Annotated in this window: 22 protein-coding genes; 11 read left to right on the top strand and 11 right to left on the bottom strand. The window is 54.0% G+C overall.

The features are described 5' to 3' along the window. Nucleotides 1–6 precede the first annotated feature (6 nt). Complete coding sequence (gene kbaY / locus GA0061070_RS07265) at nt 7–879, top strand: tagatose-bisphosphate aldolase subunit KbaY (RefSeq protein WP_090134896.1); 873 nt, start codon at nt 7–9, stop codon at nt 877–879. A 20-nt stretch (nt 880–899) separates the two neighbouring features. Next, nucleotides 900–2,789, top strand: a complete 1,890-nt coding sequence (locus tag GA0061070_RS07260) for an alpha-amylase family protein (RefSeq protein WP_090134894.1) — start codon at nt 900–902, stop codon at nt 2,787–2,789. 69 nt (nt 2,790–2,858) lie between these two features. On the opposite strand, the gene rsmI is transcribed toward GA0061070_RS07260, so the two are convergent. Then, complete coding sequence (rsmI, locus tag GA0061070_RS07255) at nt 2,859–3,722, bottom strand: 16S rRNA (cytidine(1402)-2'-O)-methyltransferase (RefSeq protein ID WP_090134893.1); 864 nt, start codon at nt 3,720–3,722, stop codon at nt 2,859–2,861. A 62-nt stretch (nt 3,723–3,784) separates the two neighbouring features. On the opposite strand from rsmI, the gene GA0061070_RS07250 reads away from it, so the two are divergent. Genes GA0061070_RS07250 through dolP form a run of 4 tightly spaced genes read left to right on the top strand, consistent with a single transcriptional unit; the run spans nt 3,785 to nt 7,426 of the window. After that, nucleotides 3,785–5,875 carry a penicillin-binding protein activator gene (locus GA0061070_RS07250; protein WP_090134891.1) on the top strand — a complete coding sequence of 697 codons (2,091 nt, stop codon included), beginning with the start codon at nt 3,785–3,787 and terminating at the stop codon, nt 5,873–5,875. After that, complete coding sequence (locus GA0061070_RS07245) at nt 5,833–6,228, top strand: YraN family protein (RefSeq protein ID WP_090134889.1); 396 nt, start codon at nt 5,833–5,835, stop codon at nt 6,226–6,228. The genes GA0061070_RS07250 and GA0061070_RS07245 overlap by 43 nt, the downstream gene beginning before the upstream one ends. Before the next feature lie 22 nt (nt 6,229–6,250). After that, nucleotides 6,251–6,841 carry a DnaA initiator-associating protein DiaA gene (gene diaA, locus GA0061070_RS07240; RefSeq protein ID WP_090134988.1) on the top strand — a complete coding sequence of 197 codons (591 nt, stop codon included), beginning with the start codon at nt 6,251–6,253 and terminating at the stop codon, nt 6,839–6,841. A 9-nt stretch (nt 6,842–6,850) separates the two neighbouring features. Further along, nucleotides 6,851–7,426 (top strand): division/outer membrane stress-associated lipid-binding lipoprotein, encoded by a 576-nt coding sequence (gene dolP, locus GA0061070_RS07235; RefSeq protein ID WP_090134887.1) that lies wholly within the window; start codon nt 6,851–6,853, stop codon nt 7,424–7,426. Between the two features lie 47 nt (nt 7,427–7,473). Here the strand turns inward: dolP and GA0061070_RS07230 are convergent, their stop codons facing one another. After that, on the bottom strand, nt 7,474–8,511 hold the full coding sequence (locus GA0061070_RS07230) for a permease (RefSeq protein WP_090134885.1): 1,038 nt from the start codon (nt 8,509–8,511) through the stop codon (nt 7,474–7,476). Between the two features lie 51 nt (nt 8,512–8,562). Next, nucleotides 8,563–9,216 (bottom strand): Rossmann-fold NAD(P)-binding domain-containing protein, encoded by a 654-nt coding sequence (locus GA0061070_RS07225; protein WP_090134883.1) that lies wholly within the window; start codon nt 9,214–9,216, stop codon nt 8,563–8,565. 121 nt (nt 9,217–9,337) lie between these two features. Here GA0061070_RS07225 and GA0061070_RS07220 point away from each other — a divergent pair, with 121 nt between their 5' ends. Then, the gene (locus GA0061070_RS07220) at nt 9,338–9,856 is read left to right on the top strand and encodes a type 1 glutamine amidotransferase domain-containing protein (protein WP_090134881.1); all 519 of its coding nucleotides are present in this window, start codon (nt 9,338–9,340) and stop codon (nt 9,854–9,856) included. Here GA0061070_RS07220 and GA0061070_RS07215 read toward each other — a convergent pair. Further along, nucleotides 9,842–10,279: a YhbP family protein gene (locus tag GA0061070_RS07215; RefSeq protein ID WP_090134879.1), complete on the bottom strand. Its 438-nt coding sequence runs from the start codon at nt 10,277–10,279 to the stop codon at nt 9,842–9,844. The genes GA0061070_RS07220 and GA0061070_RS07215 overlap by 15 nt on opposite strands. A gap of 54 nt (nt 10,280–10,333) precedes the next feature. Here GA0061070_RS07215 and GA0061070_RS07210 point away from each other — a divergent pair, with 54 nt between their 5' ends. Continuing rightward, on the top strand, nt 10,334–10,636 hold the full coding sequence (locus GA0061070_RS07210; RefSeq protein ID WP_090134877.1) for a GIY-YIG nuclease family protein: 303 nt from the start codon (nt 10,334–10,336) through the stop codon (nt 10,634–10,636). Here GA0061070_RS07210 and GA0061070_RS07205 read toward each other — a convergent pair. Beyond that, nucleotides 10,623–11,126: a GNAT family N-acetyltransferase gene (locus tag GA0061070_RS07205; RefSeq protein WP_090134875.1), complete on the bottom strand. Its 504-nt coding sequence runs from the start codon at nt 11,124–11,126 to the stop codon at nt 10,623–10,625. The genes GA0061070_RS07210 and GA0061070_RS07205 overlap by 14 nt on opposite strands. Continuing rightward, a complete protein-coding gene (gene ubiT / locus GA0061070_RS07200; protein WP_090134873.1) occupies nt 11,120–11,644 on the bottom strand; it encodes a ubiquinone anaerobic biosynthesis accessory factor UbiT in 525 nt (174 codons plus the stop codon). Before ubiT ends, GA0061070_RS07205 begins: the two co-directional genes overlap by 7 nt. Nucleotides 11,645–11,884: 240 nt before the next feature. Here ubiT and ubiU point away from each other — a divergent pair, with 240 nt between their 5' ends. The 3 genes from ubiU to GA0061070_RS07185 all read left to right on the top strand — a co-directional run bounded on the left by ubiU (nt 11,885) and on the right by GA0061070_RS07185 (nt 14,915). Further along, nucleotides 11,885–12,880 carry a ubiquinone anaerobic biosynthesis protein UbiU gene (gene ubiU / locus GA0061070_RS07195; RefSeq protein ID WP_090134871.1) on the top strand — a complete coding sequence of 332 codons (996 nt, stop codon included), beginning with the start codon at nt 11,885–11,887 and terminating at the stop codon, nt 12,878–12,880. A 7-nt stretch (nt 12,881–12,887) separates the two neighbouring features. Further along, nucleotides 12,888–13,766, top strand: coding sequence for a U32 family peptidase (locus GA0061070_RS07190; RefSeq protein ID WP_090134869.1), 879 nt, complete (start codon nt 12,888–12,890; stop codon nt 13,764–13,766). A gap of 141 nt (nt 13,767–13,907) precedes the next feature. Continuing rightward, nucleotides 13,908–14,915 (top strand): luciferase-like monooxygenase, encoded by a 1,008-nt coding sequence (locus GA0061070_RS07185; protein WP_090134867.1) that lies wholly within the window; start codon nt 13,908–13,910, stop codon nt 14,913–14,915. A 56-nt stretch (nt 14,916–14,971) separates the two neighbouring features. Here GA0061070_RS07185 and mtr read toward each other — a convergent pair whose 3' ends face one another. The 5 genes from mtr to pnp form a co-directional block, all read right to left on the bottom strand. Further along, a complete protein-coding gene (gene mtr, locus GA0061070_RS07180; RefSeq protein WP_090134865.1) occupies nt 14,972–16,216 on the bottom strand; it encodes a tryptophan permease in 1,245 nt (414 codons plus the stop codon). 138 nt (nt 16,217–16,354) lie between these two features. Next, entirely contained in the window at nt 16,355–18,259 is a 1,905-nt protein-coding gene (locus GA0061070_RS07175) for a DEAD/DEAH family ATP-dependent RNA helicase (protein ID WP_090134863.1), read from the bottom strand. Continuing rightward, a complete protein-coding gene (yrbN, locus tag GA0061070_RS25940) occupies nt 18,252–18,332 on the bottom strand; it encodes a protein YrbN (RefSeq protein ID WP_107147034.1) in 81 nt (26 codons plus the stop codon). Before yrbN ends, GA0061070_RS07175 begins: the two co-directional genes overlap by 8 nt. Before the next feature lie 106 nt (nt 18,333–18,438). Further along, nucleotides 18,439–19,323, bottom strand: coding sequence for a lipoprotein NlpI (gene nlpI, locus GA0061070_RS07170; protein WP_090134861.1), 885 nt, complete (start codon nt 19,321–19,323; stop codon nt 18,439–18,441). Between the two features lie 110 nt (nt 19,324–19,433). Further along, a complete protein-coding gene (gene pnp / locus GA0061070_RS07165; protein ID WP_090134859.1) occupies nt 19,434–21,569 on the bottom strand; it encodes a polyribonucleotide nucleotidyltransferase in 2,136 nt (711 codons plus the stop codon). Between the last annotated feature and the right edge of the window lie 62 nt (nt 21,570–21,631).

Genomic DNA, 21,631 nt, shown 5'->3' with positions numbered 1-21,631 from the left:
CGCAACATGAGTATTATTTCAACAAAATATCTTCTGCAGGACGCACAGGCAAAAGGCTACGCCGTGCCAGCGTTTAACATCCACAACGCCGAGACGATCCAGGCGATCCTCGAAGTTTGTAGCGAAATGCGATCGCCGGTGATCCTCGCCGGCACACCGGGCACTTTCAAACACATTGCTCTGGAAGAGATCTACGCCCTGTGCAGTGCGTACTCCCTCACTTACGATATGCCGCTGGCGCTGCATCTCGATCACCACGAATCCCTCGACGATATACGTCGCAAGGTCAACGCTGGCGTGCGTAGCGCGATGATCGATGGCAGCCACTATCCGTTCGAACAAAACGTGGAGCTGGTAAAATCGGTGGTCGATTTTTGTCACCTCAACGACTGTAGCGTCGAGGCCGAACTGGGACGTCTGGGCGGAATGGAAGATGACATGAGCGTAGACGCCGAAAGCACGTTTCTCACTGACCCGCAGGAAGCGAAACGCTTTGTCGAATTGACCGGCATCGACAGCCTCGCCGTCGCTATCGGCACTGCACATGGCCTGTATACCAAACGCCCAAAAATCGACTTTCAGCGGTTGGCAGAAATCCGTGAAGTAGTGACGGTGCCGCTGGTGCTACACGGTGCGAGTGATGTGCCGGATGAGGATGTTCGTCGCACCATCGAACTGGGTGTTTGCAAAGTCAATGTGGCAACCGAGCTGAAAATCGCCTTCTCTGAAGCAGTCAAAGCCTGGTTTGCCGAAAACCCCCAGGGCAACGACCCGCGCTTCTATATGCGGGTCGGCATGGATGCCATGAAAGAGGTGGTCAGAAGTAAAATCACCATTTGCGGCTCGGCGAACCGATTACGACTTCCGGCAGAAGCATAACGGAGAAGGCGCTTACCCTGATGAAAAAAATGCTCACAAACTCAATGCTTGCCCTGTGTGTTTCCCATAGCGCGGTGGCAGCAAACTACACGCTCAATAACGACAATATTGCTCTCTCGTTTGATAATTCAAACTCAACGGTAATGGTTAAGGACACCAGGGCTAACCATCCGCTCACGCCACAGGAGCTGTTTTTTCTGACGCTGCCGGACGAGAGTAAAATCCACACAGCGGATTTTAAAATCAAGCACGTAAAAAAACAGGACAGCGGGATTATTATCGACTTTACCCATCCTGAATTTAACGTGACGGTGAAGCTGAACCTGATTAAGGGCAAATACGCCAGCATCGACTACACCATCGCCGCCGTTGGTCAGCCGCGGGATGTGGCTAAAATCACCTTCTTCCCGACCAAAAAGCAGGCTCAGGCACCTTACGTAGACGGGGCAATTAACAGTTCCCCGATCGTCGCAGACTCGTTCTTTATTCTGCCGGATAAACCCATCGTTAACACTTACGCCTATGAAGCGACGACAAACCTCAATGTAGAGCTGAAAACCCCCATTCAGCCAGCAACTCCGCTCAGCTACACCACGTACTTTGGTACCTTCCCGGAGATCAGCCAGTTGCGTCGTAGCGTAAACCAGTTTATTGATGCCGTCCGCCCGCGTCCGTATAAACCTTATTTACACTACAACAGCTGGATGGATATAGGCTTCTTTACCCCATACTCCGAGCAGGATGTACTGGGACGGATGGATGAATGGAATAAAGAATTTATTACCGGGCGCGGCGTGTCGCTGGATGCTTTCCTGCTTGACGATGGCTGGGATGACCTTACCGGGCGCTGGCTGTTTGGCCCTGCATTCAACAAAGGTTTTAGCAAGGTACGGGAGAAAGCTGACAGCCTGCACAGCTCCGTCGGGCTATGGCTCTCGCCGTGGGGCGGATATAACAAACCGCGCGATATTCGCGTCTCGCATGCAAAAGAGTACGGTTTCGAAACCGTGGACGGGAAGCTGGCGCTGTCAGGCTCGAACTACTTTAAAAACTTTAATGAGCAGATCATTAAACTGATAAAAAATGAGCACATTACCTCGTTCAAGCTCGACGGGATGGGTAATGCCAATTCGCATATTAAAGGCAGTCCGTTCGCCTCGGATTTTGACGCATCTATCGCTCTGTTGCATAACATGCGCAGCGCAAATCCGAATCTGTTTATTAACCTGACGACCGGTACGAACGCCAGCCCATCCTGGCTGTTGTACGCCGATTCCATCTGGCGCCAGGGAGATGATATCAACCTTTATGGCCCCGGCACGCCAGTGCAGCAGTGGATGACCTACCGCGATGCTGAAACATACCGTTCCATTGTGCGTAAAGGTCCTCTGTTCCCGCTGAACTCACTGATGTATCACGGGATCGTCAGCGCAGAGAATGCTTATTACGGTCTGGAGAAAGTGCAAACGGACAGCGATTTTGCCGACCAAGTCTGGAGCTACTTCGCCACCGGCACCCAGTTGCAGGAACTGTATATCACCCCATCAATGCTGGACAAGGCGAAGTGGGATACTCTGGCGCAGGCAGCAAAATGGTCGCGGAAGAACGCCAGCGTGCTGGTCGATACCCATTGGATTGGCGGAGACCCGACGGCGCTTGAGATTTACGGCTGGGCTTCGTGGAATAAAGACAAAGCCATTCTCGGTTTGCGCAACCCGTCGGACAAACCGCAAACTTACTATCTGGATTTGTCGAAAGATTTCGAAATCCCGACAGGAGACGCGGCGCAGTTTAGTCTGAAAGCGGTATACGGTAGTAACAACAGCGTACCGGAGCAGTATAAAAATGCGGTGGAAATTACCCTAAAACCGCTGGAAACGCTGGTGTTTGAAGCGATGCCTGTTAATTAAAAGATGTGTTCAGATCATGTAGGCCGGGTAAGGCGCAGCCGCCACCCGGCAAAATAACCGCGCAAAAACTTACTTCCCCTGCAACTCCAGCGCGTGCTTATACAGCGCATTTTTCTTCACGCCATGGATCTCCGCCGCGAGGGCTGCGGCTTTCTTCAGCGGCAGTTCAGCCTGCAACAGTGCCAGCGTACGCAGTGCATCGGCGGGCAACCCATCTTCCTGCGCTTTATGACCTTCAACAATCAGCACCATCTCGCCTTTACGGCGGTTTTCATCCTCTTTCACCCACGCCAGCAGTTCGCCAACCGGTGCGCCCTGAATGGTTTCCCAGGTCTTGGTCAACTCACGGGCCAGCACGACATAGCGGCTTTCTCCCCATACCGCGACCATATCCTCAAGACTCTCCAACAAACGATGGGTTGATTCATAGAAGATCAGCGTGCGGCTCTCGGTTTCCAGGGCTTTTAACACATCACGGCGCCCTTTGGATTTGGCAGGCAGAAACCCTTCGTAACAAAAACGATCCGACGGCAGCCCCGCAGCACTCAGCGCGGCAATTGCGGCGCAAGGACCAGGTAGAGGCACCACGCGGATCCCTGCCTCGCGGCAGGTACGCACTAAATGATAGCCAGGATCGTTAATCAGCGGGGTACCGGCATCCGAGACGAGTGCAATGTTCTGCCCCTCTTTCAGCTTTGCCACCAGCGTTTCCGCCTTCTGCTGCTCGTTATGATCATGCAGGGCGAACAGGCGGGCATTAATAGCAAAGTGTTGAAGCAATAAACCGGTGTGGCGGGTATCTTCCGCCGCAATTAAATCAACGGCCTGCAACACGGTCAGTGCGCGTTGCGTAATATCAGCCAAATTCCCGATAGGAGTAGGTACAATAAAGAGCTGACCTTGAGAATTCTCCGCCGATTCGTGTTGTTTCATTGTTTCATCCGTATTGCCGATTTAATATTGAGCATTGCGTAAAAATTATCACTGGATACAGTATGCTACCGTCAAGATTTCTACGTTCGAAAGCCACGCGCAGCCTGCCTGTGGTGCTAGCCGCCCTGCTATTCGCAGGCTGCGGCACCCAATCGACAGACCAGAGCGCCACGCATCTGCAAGGCTCGGCGAAGGCTGATTCTGGCTATTACCTGCAACAGATGCAGCAAAGCACAGATGATAGCAAGACCAACTGGCAATTACTCGCCATTCGTGCACTGCTTAAAGAGGGTAAAACCCAGCAGGCAAGCGAACTTTTCAGCCAGCTACCGCAGAATCTGAACGACAATCAGCGTAAAGAATATTCTCTGCTCGCCGCCGAAATGAAACTGGTGCAGAAAGATTTCGCTGGTGCACAGGCGCTGCTGAGTAAGATTGCTCCTGCCGATCTGGAGCAAAATCAGCAGGCGCGTTACTGGCAGTTAGGGATTGAAGCCGCACAAGGCAAACCGTCACTGACATTGCTGCGCGCGCTAATTGCCCAGGAACCGCTGTTAACGAAACCCGAAGAGAAGCAGAAAAATATCGATGCCACCTGGCAGGCGCTTGCTTCAATGACGCAGGATCAAGCCAGAGCGCTGGTGATCAACGCGGATGAAGTCACCTTGCAGGGCTGGCTCGATCTGCAACGCGTATGGTTTGATAATCGCAACGATCCCAATATGCTGAAAGCAGGCATTACTGACTGGCAGACCCGCTACCCGCAAAACCCGGCGGCGAAAATGCTGCCGACCCAACTGTCGAATCTGCAAAACTTCAAACCGGCATCAACCAACAAAATCGCGCTGCTGCTGCCGTTAAATGGCCAGGCCGCTGTTTTTGGTCGGGCGATTCAGCAGGGCTTTGAAGCTGCTAAAAATGGTATTTCCACCGTTTCCGGCCCGGCCGTTCCGCAGCAGGTGGCGCAGGCGGCTAACGCCGCAGTGGTTAGCCCATCGCAGACCAACGTTAACGATTTAACCAGCGTTGCCACGCCGGACAGCGCCGCACAGAGCGAAACAGCGCAATCCAAAACCACAGCAGAACAGGATCCCGCAGCGGTAACGCCTCCTCAACCTGCTGATGCCAATGCAAAGCAGCCGGTTGCCGCACCAGCCGTTGCCGGTACGCCAGCAAACCCTGGCGCTGAACTGAAAATTTACGATACCAGCGCGCAACCGATGGATCAGATCCTCAATCAGGTGCAGCAAGATGGCGCGGGTATCGTGGTCGGCCCGCTGCTGAAAAGCAATGTTGAAGAGCTGATGCGCAGCCACACCACGCTGAATGTGCTGGCGCTCAACCAGCCTGAAAGCGTCGAAAACCGTACAAATATCTGCTACTTCGCGCTCTCGCCAGAAGATGAAGCACACGATGCCGCGCGCCACATCCATGAACAGGGCCGTCATGCGCCGCTGCTGCTGGTGCCGCGCAGCAATTTGGGCGAACGAATCAGTAAAGCCTTTGCCGAAGAGTGGCAAAAACTCGGCGGCGGCGTGGTTCTGGAACAGAAATTCGGATCTACCGCTGAGCTGCGGATGGGGCTGAATGGCGGTTCTGGTATTGCCATGACCGGTAGCCCGGTGGTTGCTAGTCTGCCGCAGCAGCAGGGTGTGACTATTGGTGGTCTGCACATTCCGGCTCCACCGACCGATGCGCAAATCAGCGGCAGCGGTAGCGTGGATTCAGTCTATATCGTGGCGACGCAGGATGAGATCGCTCTGATTAAACCGCTGATTACCTTGCGCACCGGAAGCCAAAGCAACGTGACGCTGTACGCCAGTTCGCGCAGCGCGCAGGGCGGCGCAGGCCCGGATTTCCGTCTGGAGATGGAAGGCTTGCAATTTAACGAAATCCCGATGCTGGCAGGCGCGAACCCATTGCTAATGCAGCAGGCGCTGAAAAGCGTTAACAATGATTACTCACTGGCGCGCCTCTATGCCATGGGCGCAGATGCCTGGTCGCTGGCGAACAACTTCTCGCAGATGCGTCAGGTTCCGGGTTTTGAACTTAACGGAAATACCGGTGATTTAACTGCCACCCAGGATTGCGTGATCAACAGGAAGTTGTCATGGCTCAAATACCAGCAGGGACAAATCGTCCCGGCCAGTTAACCCGTAAACAAACCGGCGACGCGTGGGAAGCCAAAGCGCGTCGCTGGCTGGAAAGCAAAGGGCTGCGTTTTTTAGCCGCCAATGTGCGCGAGCGCGGCGGCGAGATCGATCTGATAATGCGGCACAAAACTACCACCGTCTTTATTGAAGTGCGCTATCGCAGATCGTCTCGTTTTGGCGGCGCTGCGAGCAGTATCACACGCGCGAAACAAGTCAGGCTCCTGCAAACCGCCCGTTTGTGGCTCGCCCGGCACAATGGAAGCTTTGATACTGTGGATTGCCGGTTTGATGTGGTAGCCTGCACCGAGAATGACGTTGAGTGGATACAAAACGCCTTTAACGACCACTCATAATTACAAAATGATAGGGATTACCGTGCTCGAACGAATTAAAGCCTGCTTTACGGAAAGCATTCAAACCCAAATTGCAGCGGCGGAAGCGTTGCCTGATGCTATTTCCCGCGCAGCCATGACGATGGTTCACTCCCTGCTTAACGGCAACAAAATCCTCTGTTGTGGCAACGGCACTTCTGCCGCCAATGCACAGCATTTTGCTGCCAGCATGATCAACCGTTTTGAAACAGAACGACCCAGTTTACCTGCCATTGCACTTAATACCGATAATGTGGTCTTAACCGCGATAGCAAATGATCGTCTGCATGATGAGATTTACGCCAAGCAGGTTCGCGCGCTCGGTCACAGCGGGGATATTCTGCTTGCCATCTCCACGCGCGGCAATAGCCGCGATATCGTTAAAGCCGTGGAAGCGGCGGTAACGCGTGATATGTCCATCGTAGCACTGACCGGCTACGACGGTGGCGAGTTGGCGGGTCTGCTGGGGCCGCAGGATGTCGAAATCCGTATTCCTTCTCATCGCAGCGCGCGCATCCAGGAAATGCACATGCTGACGGTGAATTGCTTATGCGATCTGATTGATAACACGCTTTTTCCTCACCAGGATGATTAAGGAGTATACATGAAGGCATTTACGCCCCTCGCAGTCCTTATTTCCGCGCTGCTGTTACAAGGTTGTGTTGGCGCAGTCGTGGTCGGTTCTGCCGCCGTTGGCACTAAGGCCGCGACGGATCCGAGAACCGTTGGCACCCAGGTGGATGACAGCACGCTGGAACTGCGCGTCAACAGCGCGTTGTCCAAAGATGAGCAGATTAAAAAAGAAGCGCGTATCAACGTCACCGCGTATCAAGGGAAAGTTCTGCTGACCGGGCAAGCTCCGAATACCGCGCTCTCTTCCAGAGCGAAACAGATTGCCGTTGGCGTTGAGGGCGCGACCGAAGTATTCAACGAAATTCGCCAGGGTCAGCCGATCGGCCTCGGTACGGCGTCTTCAGACACCTGGATCACCACCAAAGTCCGCTCGCAGCTGTTAGGCAGCGATCAGGTGAAATCCTCAAACGTGAAAGTGACTACCGAAAATGGCGAAGTGTTCCTGATGGGTCTGGTTACCCAGCGTGAAGGCCAGGCAGCGGCAGATATTGCCAGCCGCGTCAGCGGTGTAAAACACGTGACAACAGCATTTACCTTGCTGAAATAATAAAACAGCCCGGCAAATTCGCCGGGCTGTTTTTGCTCTGTCAAGCTTCAGAACAACGCAATAGCGCCAGTGATCGTCCCGCACAGTGCCACCAGCCCGCCGGTCAGCCACAACGCTTTTAACGGAAACGATTTACGCAGCATGATCAGCGATGGCAGGCTTACCGCCGGCAGCGTAATCAACAGCGCCATCGCAGGCGCCATTCCCATACCCGCCAGCATCATGGTCTGCACAATAGGGATCTCAGCAGCCGTCGGGATCACAAACAAGCAGCCGACAATCGCCATGGCAATCACCCACAACAAAGTGTTATCGATCGCACCATCCGCATGCGGGAATAACCAGACACGCGCCGCGCCCAGCACCAAAACAGCGAGAATATAGACCGGAATGGTGCTCCAGAAGAGTTGCCATAAGGCTTTTCCCCAGCGCGCCATAAAGCTGCCCTGCGGCTCCGTAAGCGTAATATCCACCACTTCAGCCTGCTGTGGGTTCTCTTTGACCAGCGCCTGTACCACCATCGCAACGCCCAGCACTGTCACCAAACCCGCAACCAGACGGATGGCGGCAAAGTGCCAGCCAAGAACAAAACCCATAAATACAAGCGTGGCCGGGTTAAGCAGCGGGTTGCCCATCCAGAATGCCAGCGCACCGCCCATTGAGACGCGCTGACGGCGCATACCTGCAGCCACCGGTGCGGCACAACAGGTGCACATCATGCCAGGCAGAGCGAACAGCGTACCAAACAGCGTGCCGCTAAAGCGTTTTTGCCCCAGCGTGCGCAGCAGCCAGTCGCGCGGGATCAATACCTGAATCAGCGAGCCCAGCAATACGCCCAGCACGGCCGCTTTCCAGACGGCAAGAAAATAGACTAACGCATAATCCCACGCCGCCAGAATCGGGCTGGAATCAGCCTGTGCAAGTATAGATTTACCAATGCTGTGCGTCTCGGCAGCAGTGAATGCTTTACCGTAATAAGGCTGCCATTTCACGTACCAAAGACCGACGATAACCACAAGAAAGAACAGAGCGGGTTTCCACCACTGAATGGGTGTTGCCGCCTGAGGTGAAGACTGACCAGTCATAACATTCCCCGGGGAATAGATAATAAGCCGGGGAATAGTACGCCGGGAAAACTATTTTGCCAATTGCGAGCGTACCGCAATCGCGCGTAACTGCGCGGAGGCGATGACCTCAACGCGATCTTCCGCTGGAGTGAAGGACAATGTCAGCAGCGCATGGGCGACATCCTGAGCGCGGATCGACTGCCAGTTACCCGGCAGCAGACGAAACAGCGGTGCGAGCAGTGATTCATTGATGCGCTGCTTTTCACGATCCCCCAGCAGCATTGAGGGACGGGCAATAACCAGCCGGGGCCACTCCTGCGCGATGAGTGCTTTTTCCATCTCGCCTTTTACCCGGTTATAGAAAAACGGTGAACGCGAATTTGCGCCCAGCGAGCTGACCACCAGCATCTGCCTGGCACCAAGCCTCAGCCCGGTTAATGCCGTATCGATTACTAGCGTATAGTCCACATGCACGAAAACCTCTTCGCTCCCCGCTTCGCGGCGCGTGGTACCAAGGCAGCAAAAAACCGTATCCACCGCACCATTCACCTGCGCCAGCGCATCGCTTAACTGCGGATCATATGGATTTTCGACATCGGGAAAGCCCGACAATGGGCGGCGCGTTGGCGCTACGATCGTGCCGACTCGCGCATCGTTGCTCAGTAATCGCAGCAAATGTCCGCCAACCAGGCCCGTTGCGCCAGTGATCATCACGCGTGGCATTTACTCTCCTTTTGCAGATGAATCTGCCTTGCAATACCTGCCAGCTAAACCAGGCTTAATAATCTGATGGGTTATCAGTATGGATAACAATGAACGCTGAAGCCAAAACAACGGAGGAATTATGAGCAAGAAAATCGCAGTCTTGATCACCGACGAGTTTGAAGATTCAGAATTTACCTCTCCGGTACAGGAATTTCGTCAGGCCGGCCATGAGGTAATCACCATAGAGAAGCAAGCGGGGAAAACCATCCACGGCAAGCAAGGCGAAGCTGAAGTAGTGATTGATAAGGCCATTGATGAGGTGCGGCCAGCGGATTTTGACGCCCTGCTGCTACCGGGCGGCCATTCCCCCGATTATTTGCGCGGCGACGACCGTTTTGTCACCTTCACCCGTGATTTTATCAGTAGCGGTAAACCCGTCTTCGCCATTTGTCACGGCCCACAGTTACTGATCAGTGCGGACGCCATACGCGGACGCAAGCTCACTGCGGTGAAGCCTATCGTCGTTGATGTCAAAAACGCCGGTGGCGAGTTCTATGACCAGGAAGTGGTGATCGATAAAGATCAACTGGTGACCAGCCGCACCCCCGAAGATTTGCCCGCGTTTAACCGCGAGGCATTGCGTTTACTGGGCGCCTGAGTCGCGGAGCCAGTGTAATTTTTTACCAAAACCCATTGTGTTGTCAGTGAATTTCAATTCGTGAAGGCGAATCTCCCACATAGGGGCTGACAACATGCGCGCAACAGGAAAGCGACGGTTGTACTGCGCACGCGGTGCCTCGCTTTCCCCCTCTTCCAGACGACGGATCTCGCCGGTAAATTGCACACCGCGAATCAGCGCCACGGTTTTCGGCTGGCCGTTGACGGTTCCCGCCACCTTCGCCTGAAGCCCGGTCATCTGCGAGTGGCGTGTGTGATCTTCACTAAGGATGTAAAACGCCACTCTTTGCGCATCGTAAAAGTAAAACGCATTAGCACACCACAATTCGCCCCGGTTCGCCACGCACCAACTGACAACGTGCTGTTTCGCCAGCCAGCGGTTAATGGCTACAAGCGTCTCCATTTTTTCTCTTCCTCGTGTTATTTTCCCGTTCACATTAACACAATGAATCATGCCATGACGCCCTGGTTTCTTTATCTTATCCGCACCGCCGACAACATGCTGTATACCGGCATTACCACCGATGTGGCGCGTCGCTTTACCCAGCATCAGAACGGGAAAGGGGCAAAGGCGCTACGGGGAAAAGGCGCGCTGGCGCTGGTTTTTTCAGCACAGGTAGGAGAAAGATCGCTGGCATTACGGCTGGAGTACCGCATCAAGCAGTTAACCAAACGCCAGAAAGAGCGCCTCGTCGCCGGAGATGGCACGTTCGAGGCGCTACGGGAAAGCCTGCAAGCAACAGTCGCTAAAGACGCTTGAAGTGATCGCTGTATTCCACCATCCCACCGACGCCATTTAACGCATCTTCCGCAAGAGGGTGAACTAAAAACGCCTCATTCGTTTGCGGCCAGCGGCAGTGCAGATCGTACTGCGAGGCTTTTTCAAACCCCAGACGGCTATAGAACGCCGGATCGCCCAACGTAACCACTGCGGCATAGCCAAATTCATTCAGCGAATCCAGCCCTTCATAGACAAGCTGGCGCGCAATGCCCTGGCCGCGATATTGCTCATCGACCGCCAGCGGCGCAAGCCCGACCCATTGCAACTCTTCACCAGCAACCGTGACAGGGCTAAAGGCCACATAGCCCACAACCTGGCCTTCATCATCAGTTGCGACAAATCCCAGCGTGATCAAACCCTCCTCACGCAGATTGTGCACCAGCGTAGCTTCGCCTTCACCACCAAAACTACGACGCAATAACGTGTCGATACCGGGCGCATCAATGGGAATTTCAACTCTAATCAGCATGGCTCACCTACAGAAGGTTGTGTCGTTGCAGGCGGCGCTTGCAGGCCGGCCTCAACAAATTCCGCCAGTTGTAGCAGTATCACCCGCAGGGGTTTTGGCATCTGCTCCAGTTCAATGGCGTCCATCAGATTTTTTACGTACAGTCCAAGCTCAGTATCGCCTTCAATTACCAGCCGACGCTGGAAAAAGAGTGTATCCGGATCCTGTTTGCGCGCGGCAATCATCAGCAAATCGCTGGCGTCCGCGCTGAAGCTAACATCAGCATCAGCTGACTCACGTACAATCAACTGACTATTCTCAACAGAGGTATACCACGTCAGGCCAATATCCCGTACCTGAATACTTAACCAGCGGCCTTCGAGAAACTCAAGCTCTCCGTCCGCCAGCGCCTGCTGGAATTGCCATCGCAGCACCTGCTCCAGCACCTGACGCTTAATGGCGAAAGGTGTTAGCTTAACCGGAACGCTTAATAATGCCGGGCCGAAGTGAACAAGACGTGAGCGCAATGAATCCAACACGGGCTTAACTCCCAGAAATGATAATTGCGACTATTTTGCCACATTCCCGTAATGGCATAGCGGCACAAATCAACAATCAGGCAATAAATAGACGGCAGTTATGGCTCTATCAATACGCATTTAACTGCCTCAAATCAAAAATTGTCGCCAGCAGGTTAACTAAAATCCCAGCTCGTTAACAATTTTGACGGCCCTACGGGGTACGTCCGGGCCTTCTGGCCCCTGATTGCAGGATAAACTATGGAGTTGCTCTGCCCTGCCGGAAACCTTCCGGCATTGAAGGCGGCTATCGAAAACGGTGCCGATGCGGTTTATATCGGCCTGAAAGATGATACGAACGCCCGCCATTTCGCCGGACTCAACTTTACGGAGAAAAAACTCCAGGAGGCGGTGAGTTTTGTTCATCAGCACCGCCGCAAACTGCATATCGCCATTAATACTTTTGCGCATCCGGATGGTTACCAGCGTTGGGAGCGGGCCGTGGATATGGCCGCGCAGATTGGTGCCGATGCGCTGATCCTCGCCGATCTGGCGATGCTGGAATACGCCGCCGAGCGTTATCCACATATTGAGCGTCATGTTTCCGTACAGGCCTCCGCCACCAACGAAGAAGCAATCCGCTTTTACCACCGCCACTTTGATGTCGCACGTGTGGTTCTGCCGCGAGTTTTATCCATTCATCAGGTGAAACAACTCGCGCGCACGACGCCTGTTCCTCTGGAAGTCTTCGCTTTCGGTAGCCTGTGCATTATGGCCGAAGGCCGTTGCTACCTCTCCTCCTATCTCACCGGCGAATCGCCCAATACCGTAGGCGCCTGTTCACCCGCGCGTTTTGTCCGCTGGCAACAAACGCCGCAGGGGCTGGAATCCCGTCTGAATGACGTGCTGATCGACCGCTATCAGGAGGGGGAAAACGCGGGTTATCCCACGCTGTGTAAAGGGCGTTATCTGGTAGATGGCGAGCGTTATCATGCGCTGGAAGAGCCTACCAGCCTGAATACGCTGGAACTGCTACCGGAATTGTTGGCAGCAAATATCGCCTCAGTAAAAATAGAAGGTCGTCAGCGCAGCCCGGCGTATGTCAGCCAGGTAGCGAAGGTATGGCGTCAGGCTATCGATCGCTGCATGGCTGCGCCGCAGGACTTTGTCCCGCAATCCGTATGGATGGAGACATTAGGGGCCATGTCAGAAGGCACACAAACCACGCTCGGTGCATATCACCGTAAATGGCAGTAGGTAGACAATGAAATATTCATTAGGGCCGGTTCTTTATTACTGGCCAAAAGAGACGCTGGAAAGTTTTTACCGCCAGGCTGCCAGCAGCAGCGCTGATGTGATTTATCTTGGCGAGGCAGTGTGCAGCAAGCGTCGCGCGACCAAAGTGGGCGACTGGCTGGATATGGCAAAAGCGCTCGCTGCTGGCGGCAAACAGGTTGTACTCTCTACGCTGGCGCTGGTGCAAGCCTCTTCAGAATTAAATGAACTGAAGCGCTATGTTGATAACGGCGAATTTCTGCTGGAAGCCAGCGATTTGGGCGTAGTGAACATGTGCGCTGACCGCAAGTTGCCTTTCGTTGCCGGCCATGCTCTTAACTGCTATAACGCCGTGACGCTGCGTCTGCTGCTAAAACAAGGCATGGTGCGCTGGTGTATGCCGGTCGAGCTTTCCCGTGACTGGCTGGTCAATTTGCTCGAACAGTGCGAAACACTGGGTATTCGTCGGCAGTTTGAAGTAGAAGTGTTGAGCTACGGCCACCTGCCGCTGGCGTATTCCGCCCGCTGCTTTACCGCTCGCTCAGAAGACAGGCCGAAGGATGAGTGTGAAACCTGCTGCATTAAATACCCGAACGGGCGCAGCATGGTGTCGCAGGAGAACCAGCAGGTATTTGTTCTTAATGGCATTCAGACGATGAGCGGCTATGTCTATAACCTCGGCAATGAGCTGGTTTCGATGAAAGAGGTTGTCGATATCGTGCGTCTGTCGCCGATGGGACCGGAAACGTTCGCCATGCTGGACGCGTTCAAAGCTAATGAAACAGGCAACGCGCCGCTGCAACTTGCTGCTCACAGCGACTGTAATGGCTACTGGCGCAGGCTGCCCGGTTTACAGTTAGCACTTTAATAAAGCTCACTTTGTTAACAGCTTTCAGCAAAGGTTAATGCACTATAAAAGTTGCAGCTTTTCTGGCCTGTCCCGCCACTCTGGGCCAGGCTGGAAGAAGACCTTCAATATGATGACGATGCTGTAGCAAAGTGAGTTTCTATGTCTGAGAAAACAATTCCCTTTTCGGTGCTGGATCTCGCACCGATCCCACAAGGTTCTTCTGCCCGCGAGGCGTTTACCCATTCGCTGGATCTGGCGAGATTGGCCGAGAAACGTGGTTATCACCGTTACTGGCTGGCCGAACACCACAATATGACGGGTATCGCCAGCGCAGCGACGTCGGTGCTGATTGACTACCTTGCCGCCAATACGCAGACCCTGCACCTGGGTTCCGGCGGAGTGATGCTGCCGAACCACTCGCCGCTGGTGATTGCCGAGCAGTTCGGCACGCTGAATACACTTTATCCGGGTCGCATCGATTTGGGTCTCGGCCGCGCGCCGGGCAGCGATCAGCGCACCATGATGGCGTTACGTCGCCATATGAGCGGCGATATCGATAACTTCCCGCGCGATGTTGCCGAACTGGTGGACTGGTTTGACGCCCGCGATCCAAATCCGCATGTCCGTCCAGTGCCGGGCTACGGTGAGCAGATCCCGGTCTGGTTGCTGGGTTCCAGCCTGTACAGCGCACAACTAGCCGCACAACTCGGCCTGCCGTTTGCTTTTGCCTCGCACTTTGCGCCAGATATGTTGTTCCAGGCGCTGCATCTCTATCGTACGAATTTCAAACCGTCAGCACGGCTGGAGAAACCCTATGCGATGGTGTGCATCAACATTGTTGTCGCCGACAGCAACCGCGATGCGGAATTCCTCTTTACCTCCATGCAGCAAGCGTTTGTGAAACTGCGGCGAGGTGAAACGGCGCAATTGCCACCGCCGATCGCCAATATGGATCAGTTCTGGTCACCGTCGGAACAATATGGCGTACAGCAGGCGCTGAGCATGTCGCTGGTCGGGGATAAAGCGAAGGTGCGCCACGGGCTTGAGTCTATCCTGAGGGAAACGGACGCGGACGAGATTATGGTTAATGGGCAAATTTTCGATCACCAGGCACGGCTCTACTCTTTTGAGCTTGCTATGCAGGTAAAAGAAGCATTGTCCGGATAACTTTTGTCTGTACCGGATGGGTTTACGGGCCGGGTGAGCGCCACCCGGCTTGCAAATTACTGATAAACCGGCAGCAGATTAAAACTGGAAAGCAAGTGTACTACGGCGTTACCGATGCCAAACAGCAGAATCAGGATAATCATTGGCTTGCCGCCCCAGACGCGAAACGCCGGGCTGCCAAAGCGTTTACGTGACGCATTCGCCAGCAGCGCAGGAACAATCGCCGCCCAAATCGTTGCCGCCAACCCCGCATAACCAATGGCATACAGAAAACCATTCGGCCACAGTAAACCACCGACAATCGGCGGCACAAACGTCAGCAAAGCCGTTTTGAAACGTCCAGTCGGCGAATCATCAAAGCCAAATAGATCCGCCAGATAATCAAACAGCCCCAAAGTCACGCCCAGGAATGAGCTGGCAACCGCAAAGTTTGAGAAAATCACTAACAGCAGATCCAGACTACGGCTGTTCAACACGCCGCTGAGCGCCTGTACCAGTACATCAATGTTGCCGCCCTTCGCTGCGATCTCAATAAATGCCGGACGCGGGATATTGCCCATCGTCACCAGTAGCCAGACAACATACAGCCCCAGCGCCAGTAGCGTGCCGTAGACCAGGCAACGGGTGATGGTGCGCGGATCTTTGCCGTAGTATTTCATCAGGCTTGGGACGTTGCCGTGATAGCCAAATGAGGCAAGGCAAAACGGCAGCGTCATCAACAAATAGGGGGTATAGGATGCGTTGCTTTGCGCCACATTAAATAACGTCGCGGGCTGCACGTGCCCGAGCAGGCTGCCAAATGTGAGGAAAAAAGTGATCACTTTAGCCCCCAGAACAATCGCCGTCATACGGCTGACTGCGTGCGTGGAGAGCCAAACGATAAAAGCAACGCCCAATGCAAAGCACAATCCCGCCAGACGCGGCGACACATTCAGCGACATTTCGCCAAAGGTATGATGCAGAATGGAGCTGCTCGCCGAAATATAAGCGTAAGTCAGAATATAGAGCACGAAGGCAATCGAGACGCCATTCACCAGATTCCAGCCTTTTCCCAGTAGATCTTTGGTGATGGTGTCGAAACTTGCCCCGCTGCGATAGTTAAGGTTAGCCTCAAGTATCATCAGACCCGAGTGCAGCATACAGAACCATGTAAACAGCAATGCCACCAGTGACCAGCAGAACCACGCGCCGGACATCACTACGGGCAACGAGAACATGCCTGCGCCAATGATGGTGCCGCCGATAATTACCACCCCGCCGAACAGCGAAGGGGAAGCCTGTGTGGTTGTCAGTGTCGACATCTGAAATCTTCTCCTGTGGATTCAAAGCCTGGATTCAGGCTGCCGCATTGTACCAGTACATGAGTACACTCCGAATAAAAAAAGCCCCGATCGTTTTGACCGGGGCTGTACCTTTTTCTTTACAGATCGTAAGGAAAATTATGCGTCGTTGCGGCGACGGCTGGTGCTTTCGTCACGATCGCGGCGCGGAGCACGACGTTCGCCGCCAAAACTACGGCCTTCCTGACGCTCACCGCTGAAACGACGGCCTTCGCCACGACCGCCTTCACGACGTTCACCACCAACACCAGCACGGCGCTCACCGCCACCGCGACGTTCGTTACGCTCGCGCGGTTGTGCATCGCCCAGCAATTGCATATTCATCGGTTTATTGAGAATACGCGTACGCGTGAAGTGCTGCAGAACTTCACCCGGCATACCCTTCGGCAGCTCAATGGTGGAGTGCGAACCAAACAGCTTAATGTTACCGATGTAACGGCTGCTGATATCGCCTTCATTAGCAATCGCGCCGACGATATGACGAACTTCAACACCGTCATCACGACCCACTTCAATGCGGTACAGTTCCATTTCGCCAACGTCACGACGTTCACGACGCGGACGATCTTCACCACCACGCTCGTAACGCTCGCCGCGCGGGCTGCGGTCGTTACGATCACCACGGCGTTCGAAACGGTCATCGCGTTCGCGGAATTCGCGACGCGGGCGCATCGGCGCATCCGGCGGCAGAATCAGCGGGCGTTCGCCCTGTGCCATTTTCAGCAGTGCAGCAGCCAGCGTTTCAATGTCCATCTCTTCTTCAGAAGAAGGCTGGATTTTCGCCAGCAGCGCGCGGTATTGATCCAAATCGCTGCTTTCCAGCTGCTGCTGTACTTTGGCGGCAAATTTTTCCAGACGGCGTTTGCCCAGCAGTTCTGCGTTCGGCAGCTCGACTTCCGGAATGGTCAGCTTCATTGTACGTTCGATGTTACGCAGCAGACGACGTTCGCGGTTCTCAACGAACAGCAGCGCACGGCCAGCGCGACCCGCACGACCGGTACGGCCGATACGGTGAACATAGGATTCAGAATCCATCGGAATGTCGTAGTTAACAACCAGGCTGATACGCTCAACATCCAGACCACGCGCTGCAACATCAGTGGCGATCAGGATATCAAGACGACCATCTTTCAGGCGTTCCAGAGTCTGCTCACGCAGCGCCTGGTTCATGTCGCCGTTCAGCGCGGCGCTGTTATAGCCGTTGTGCTCCAGGGCTTCAGCCACTTCCAGTGTCGCGTTTTTGGTACGAACGAAGATGATCGCCGCATCAAAATCTTCCGCTTCGAGGAAACGAACCAGCGCTTCGTTTTTGCGCATGCCGTACACAGTCCAGTAGCTCTGGCTGATGTCCGGGCGAGTGGTTACGCTGGACTGAATACGCACTTCCTGCGGCTCTTTCATAAAGCGGCGGGTAATGCGACGGATAGCTTCCGGCATGGTTGCAGAGAACAGAGCGGTCTGATGACCTTCCGGGATCTGCGCCATAATTGTTTCAACGTCTTCGATAAAGCCCATGCGCAGCATTTCGTCGGCTTCATCCAGAACCAGACCGCTCAGTTTAGAGAGATCCAGCGTGCCGCGTTTCAGGTGATCCAGCAGACGCCCCGGAGTACCGACAACGATTTGCGGCCCCTGGCGCAGGGCGCGTAATTGCACGTCATAACGCTGGCCGCCGTACAGAGCGACCACGTTTACGCCATGCATATGTTTAGAAAAATCGGTCATTGCTTCAGCTACCTGAACCGCCAGTTCGCGGGTCGGAGCAAGTACGAGGATCTGCGGTGCACGCAGGCCCGAATCGATGTTGTGAAGCAACGGAAGAGAAAACGCTGCGGTTTTACCGCTACCAGTCTGGGCCATGCCCAGTACGTCACGACCAGACAGCAGGTGCGGAATGCACTCAGCCTGGATCGGAGATGGTTTTTCGTAACCGAGATCGTTCAGGGCTTCAAGGATAGGAGCCTTCAGCCCCAGATCTGCAAAAGTGGTTTCGAATTCAGCCATGTAGTACAAGTGCCTCTATGTCATTGGCGGCCAGTCTACATAACTCATCGTGAAAATGATTAGCAATTTTCATTGAAAAGTGTGAACCGGCTCAAAGTAGATTAATTAACGAACAATAAAGCCCTCACCCGTGAAGATGATGACAATCAAAAGAGATTAAGGGCTGATACGTTCGTCAGCTATTGCTGGTCCGATTCTGCCAGGTCGTCATGCTCCTGGCCCAAGAGCGCTAATTCCAACAATGCGTAACGGTGCTCAACAAAATTATGGACGTTGTTGGCAACCGCTAGTTTGAACAGTGCCGTGGCGCTGTCCTTATCCCCCAGACTTAGGTAATACTTACCTAAATAGAAGTTGGTTTCACTGAGATGCTCAGCGAGCGAGGTGTTATCCGTTGCGTCTGCCTTCAGGCGATCCATCAGCGTTGCTTCGCTAATGTCACCGAGGTAGAACTCGACAATATTCCATCCCCATTGTCCCTTGTCCGATTTCTCGAAGCGCTGTTTCAGTGCTTCTTTCGCCTTTTTCTCATCAAGCTTTCGCTCAACGATGTAAAGCCACAGGCTACGGAAAGGATCATTAGGATCGTCTTGATAAAACGCCAGCAGATCATCTTGCGCTAACTTATCGCGACCGCCGTAATACAATGCGATCCCGCGATTCAAGCGCGCGTAGTTGTAAGTTGGATCAAGCTCAAGTACAGAATCAAACGCTTCATAGGCAGCATCAAAATTGCCTGCCTGCGTTAAATAAATGCCTAAGTAGTTGAATGCTTCGGCCATATCCGGTCGAATTGCCAGCGCTTGTGAAAAATCATTCCGCGCTAAAGCTCTCAGACCGAGGCTATCATACAACACTCCGCGCTCATATAAAAGCTGTGCGCGTTCGTCATCGGTTAAAGCCCGACTGGCAAGAATTTGTTCCATGCGTGCCAGAATCACTTCTTGCTGCAAAGTCGGTTGCAATGGCACCGCGAGGACTTCGCTCTTACGCCAGGCAGAGTTGCTGCATCCTGCCAGCGTTAAAGCTGTCGCAACGAAACACCAGCGCAAAAAAGGCTTCATTTCCCACTCCCGAAGACAACAATTGGATGAACGTCCTGTCCCCCGGCTGCAAACATGGCGTCCTGCCTGCTAATAAGCCCTCCACCTGATGGCGGAGGGCAAAGGCAACCTTACTCGCCCTGCTCTGCTTGCGGCGCTTCTAACGCTTCAGCAGGCTGAGTTTGTTCAGTTGCTTCTTTGATGCTCAGACGAATACGGCCCTGGCGATCAACCTCCAGAACTTTCACCGGCACTTCCTGGCCCATCTGCAGATAATCGGTCACTTTCTCAACGCGCTTATCGGCGATCTGGGAGATATGTACCAGACCTTCTTTACCGCCGCCGATGGCAACAAACGCGCCAAAGTCAACGATACGGGTCACTTTACCATTGTAGATACGGCCCACTTCGATCTCGGCGGTGATTTCTTCGATACGGCGAATAGCAAATTTCGCTTTTTCACCATCGGTCGCCGCTATTTTCACGGTACCGTCATCTTCGATTTCAATAGTGGTGCCCGTTTCTTCGGTCAATGCACGGATAACAGAACCGCCTTTACCGATAACGTCTTTGATTTTGTCCGGGTTGATCTTGATGGTGTGGATACGCGGTGCGAACTCAGAGATATCGCCACGCGGCGCGTTGATCGCCTGCTCCATCACGCCCAGGATATGCAGACGTGCACCTTTCGCCTGGTTCAGCGCGACCTGCATGATCTCTTTGGTGATACCCTCAATTTTGATATCCATCTGCAGCGCAGAGATACCGTCGCGGGAACCCGCTACTTTAAAGTCCATATCGCCCAGGTGATCTTCATCGCCAAGGATGTCAGACAGAACAACAAAGTTGTCGCCTTCTTTCACCAGACCCATTGCGATACCTGCAACGGCTGCTTTCACCGGCACGCCCGCATCCATCAGCGCCAGAGAAGCGCCGCACACGGAAGCCATAGAAGAAGAACCGTTGGATTCGGTGATTTCAGAAACCACACGAACGGTGTACGGGAATTTGTCTGCATCCGGCATCACGGCCAACACGCCGCGTTTTGCCAGACGACCGTGACCGATTTCACGACGCTTCGGCGAACCGACCATCCCGGTTTCCCCTACGGAGTACGGAGGGAAGTTATAGTGGAACAGGAAAGAGTCAGTACGCTCGCCCATCAGCTCGTCGATGATCTGCGCATCACGTGCAGTGCCCAGTGTTGCCGTTACCAGCGCCTGAGTTTCACCACGGGTGAACAGTGCAGAGCCATGAGTACGCGGCAGAACACCAGTACGAACGTCCAGACCACGGATCATATCTTTTTCGCGGCCATCGATGCGCGGTTCACCAGCCAGTACGCGGCTACGCACAACATTTTTCTCGATAGCGTGCAGTATTTCGCCCAGCTCGTTAGCATCCAGCGTTTCGTCTTCGGCAGTCAGAGCCGCAATAGTTTCAGATTTGATTGCATCAACCTGAGTGTAACGTTCCTGCTTGTCGGTGATGCGGTATGCATCGCTCAGACGAGATCCTGCCAGAGCAGCAACGCGCGCGTTCAGCGCTTCGTTCACAGCTTCCGGCTGCCAGTCCCAACGCGGTTTGCCAGCTTCTTTCACCAGCTCGTTGATGTTCTGGATAACAACTTGCTGCTGTTCGTGGCCAAATACCACAGCGCCCAGCATTTGATCTTCGCTCAGCAGTTCTGCTTCAGATTCCACCATCAGAACAGCCGCTTCAGTACCGGCAACAACCAGATCCAGCTTGCTCGCTTTCAGCTCTTCCTGGGTCGGGTTCAACACGTACTGGTCGTTGATGTAGCCCACGCGAGCGGCGCCGATCGGACCATTGAACGGAATACCGGACAGAGACAGGGCTGCAGAAGCACCAATCATAGAAACGATATCCGGGTTAACCTGCGGGTTCACGGAAACAACGGTCGCAATAACCTGAACTTCGTTGACGAAGCCTTCCGGGAACAGCGGGCGAACCGGACGGTCAATCAGACGCGCAATCAGGGTTTCACCTTCGCTCGGACGGCCTTCACGACGGAAAAAACCACCTGGGATTTTACCAGCAGCGTAGGTACGCTCCTGATAGTTAACAGTCAACGGGAAAAAGTCCTGACCTGGTTTCGCTTTTTTCTGGCCAACAACGGTTACAAATACCGCAGTGTCATCCATGCTTACCATTACGGCAGCGGTGGCCTGACGAGCCATCATGCCGGTTTCCAGCGTAACGGTATGTTGACCGTACTGGAATTTACGAACGATCGGATTCAGCAAAATTCTGTCCTTTCTTAATGAATGTCAGCGCACCAAAGGCATGCTGACAATTAAACCGAATC

It is taken from the genome of Kosakonia oryziphila (assembly GCF_900094795.1).
Taxonomy (GTDB): Bacteria; Pseudomonadota; Gammaproteobacteria; order Enterobacterales; family Enterobacteriaceae; genus Kosakonia; species Kosakonia oryziphila.
Note: the sequence above shows the minus strand (reverse complement) of the source record. Positions and strands in the feature narration are given on the sequence as shown.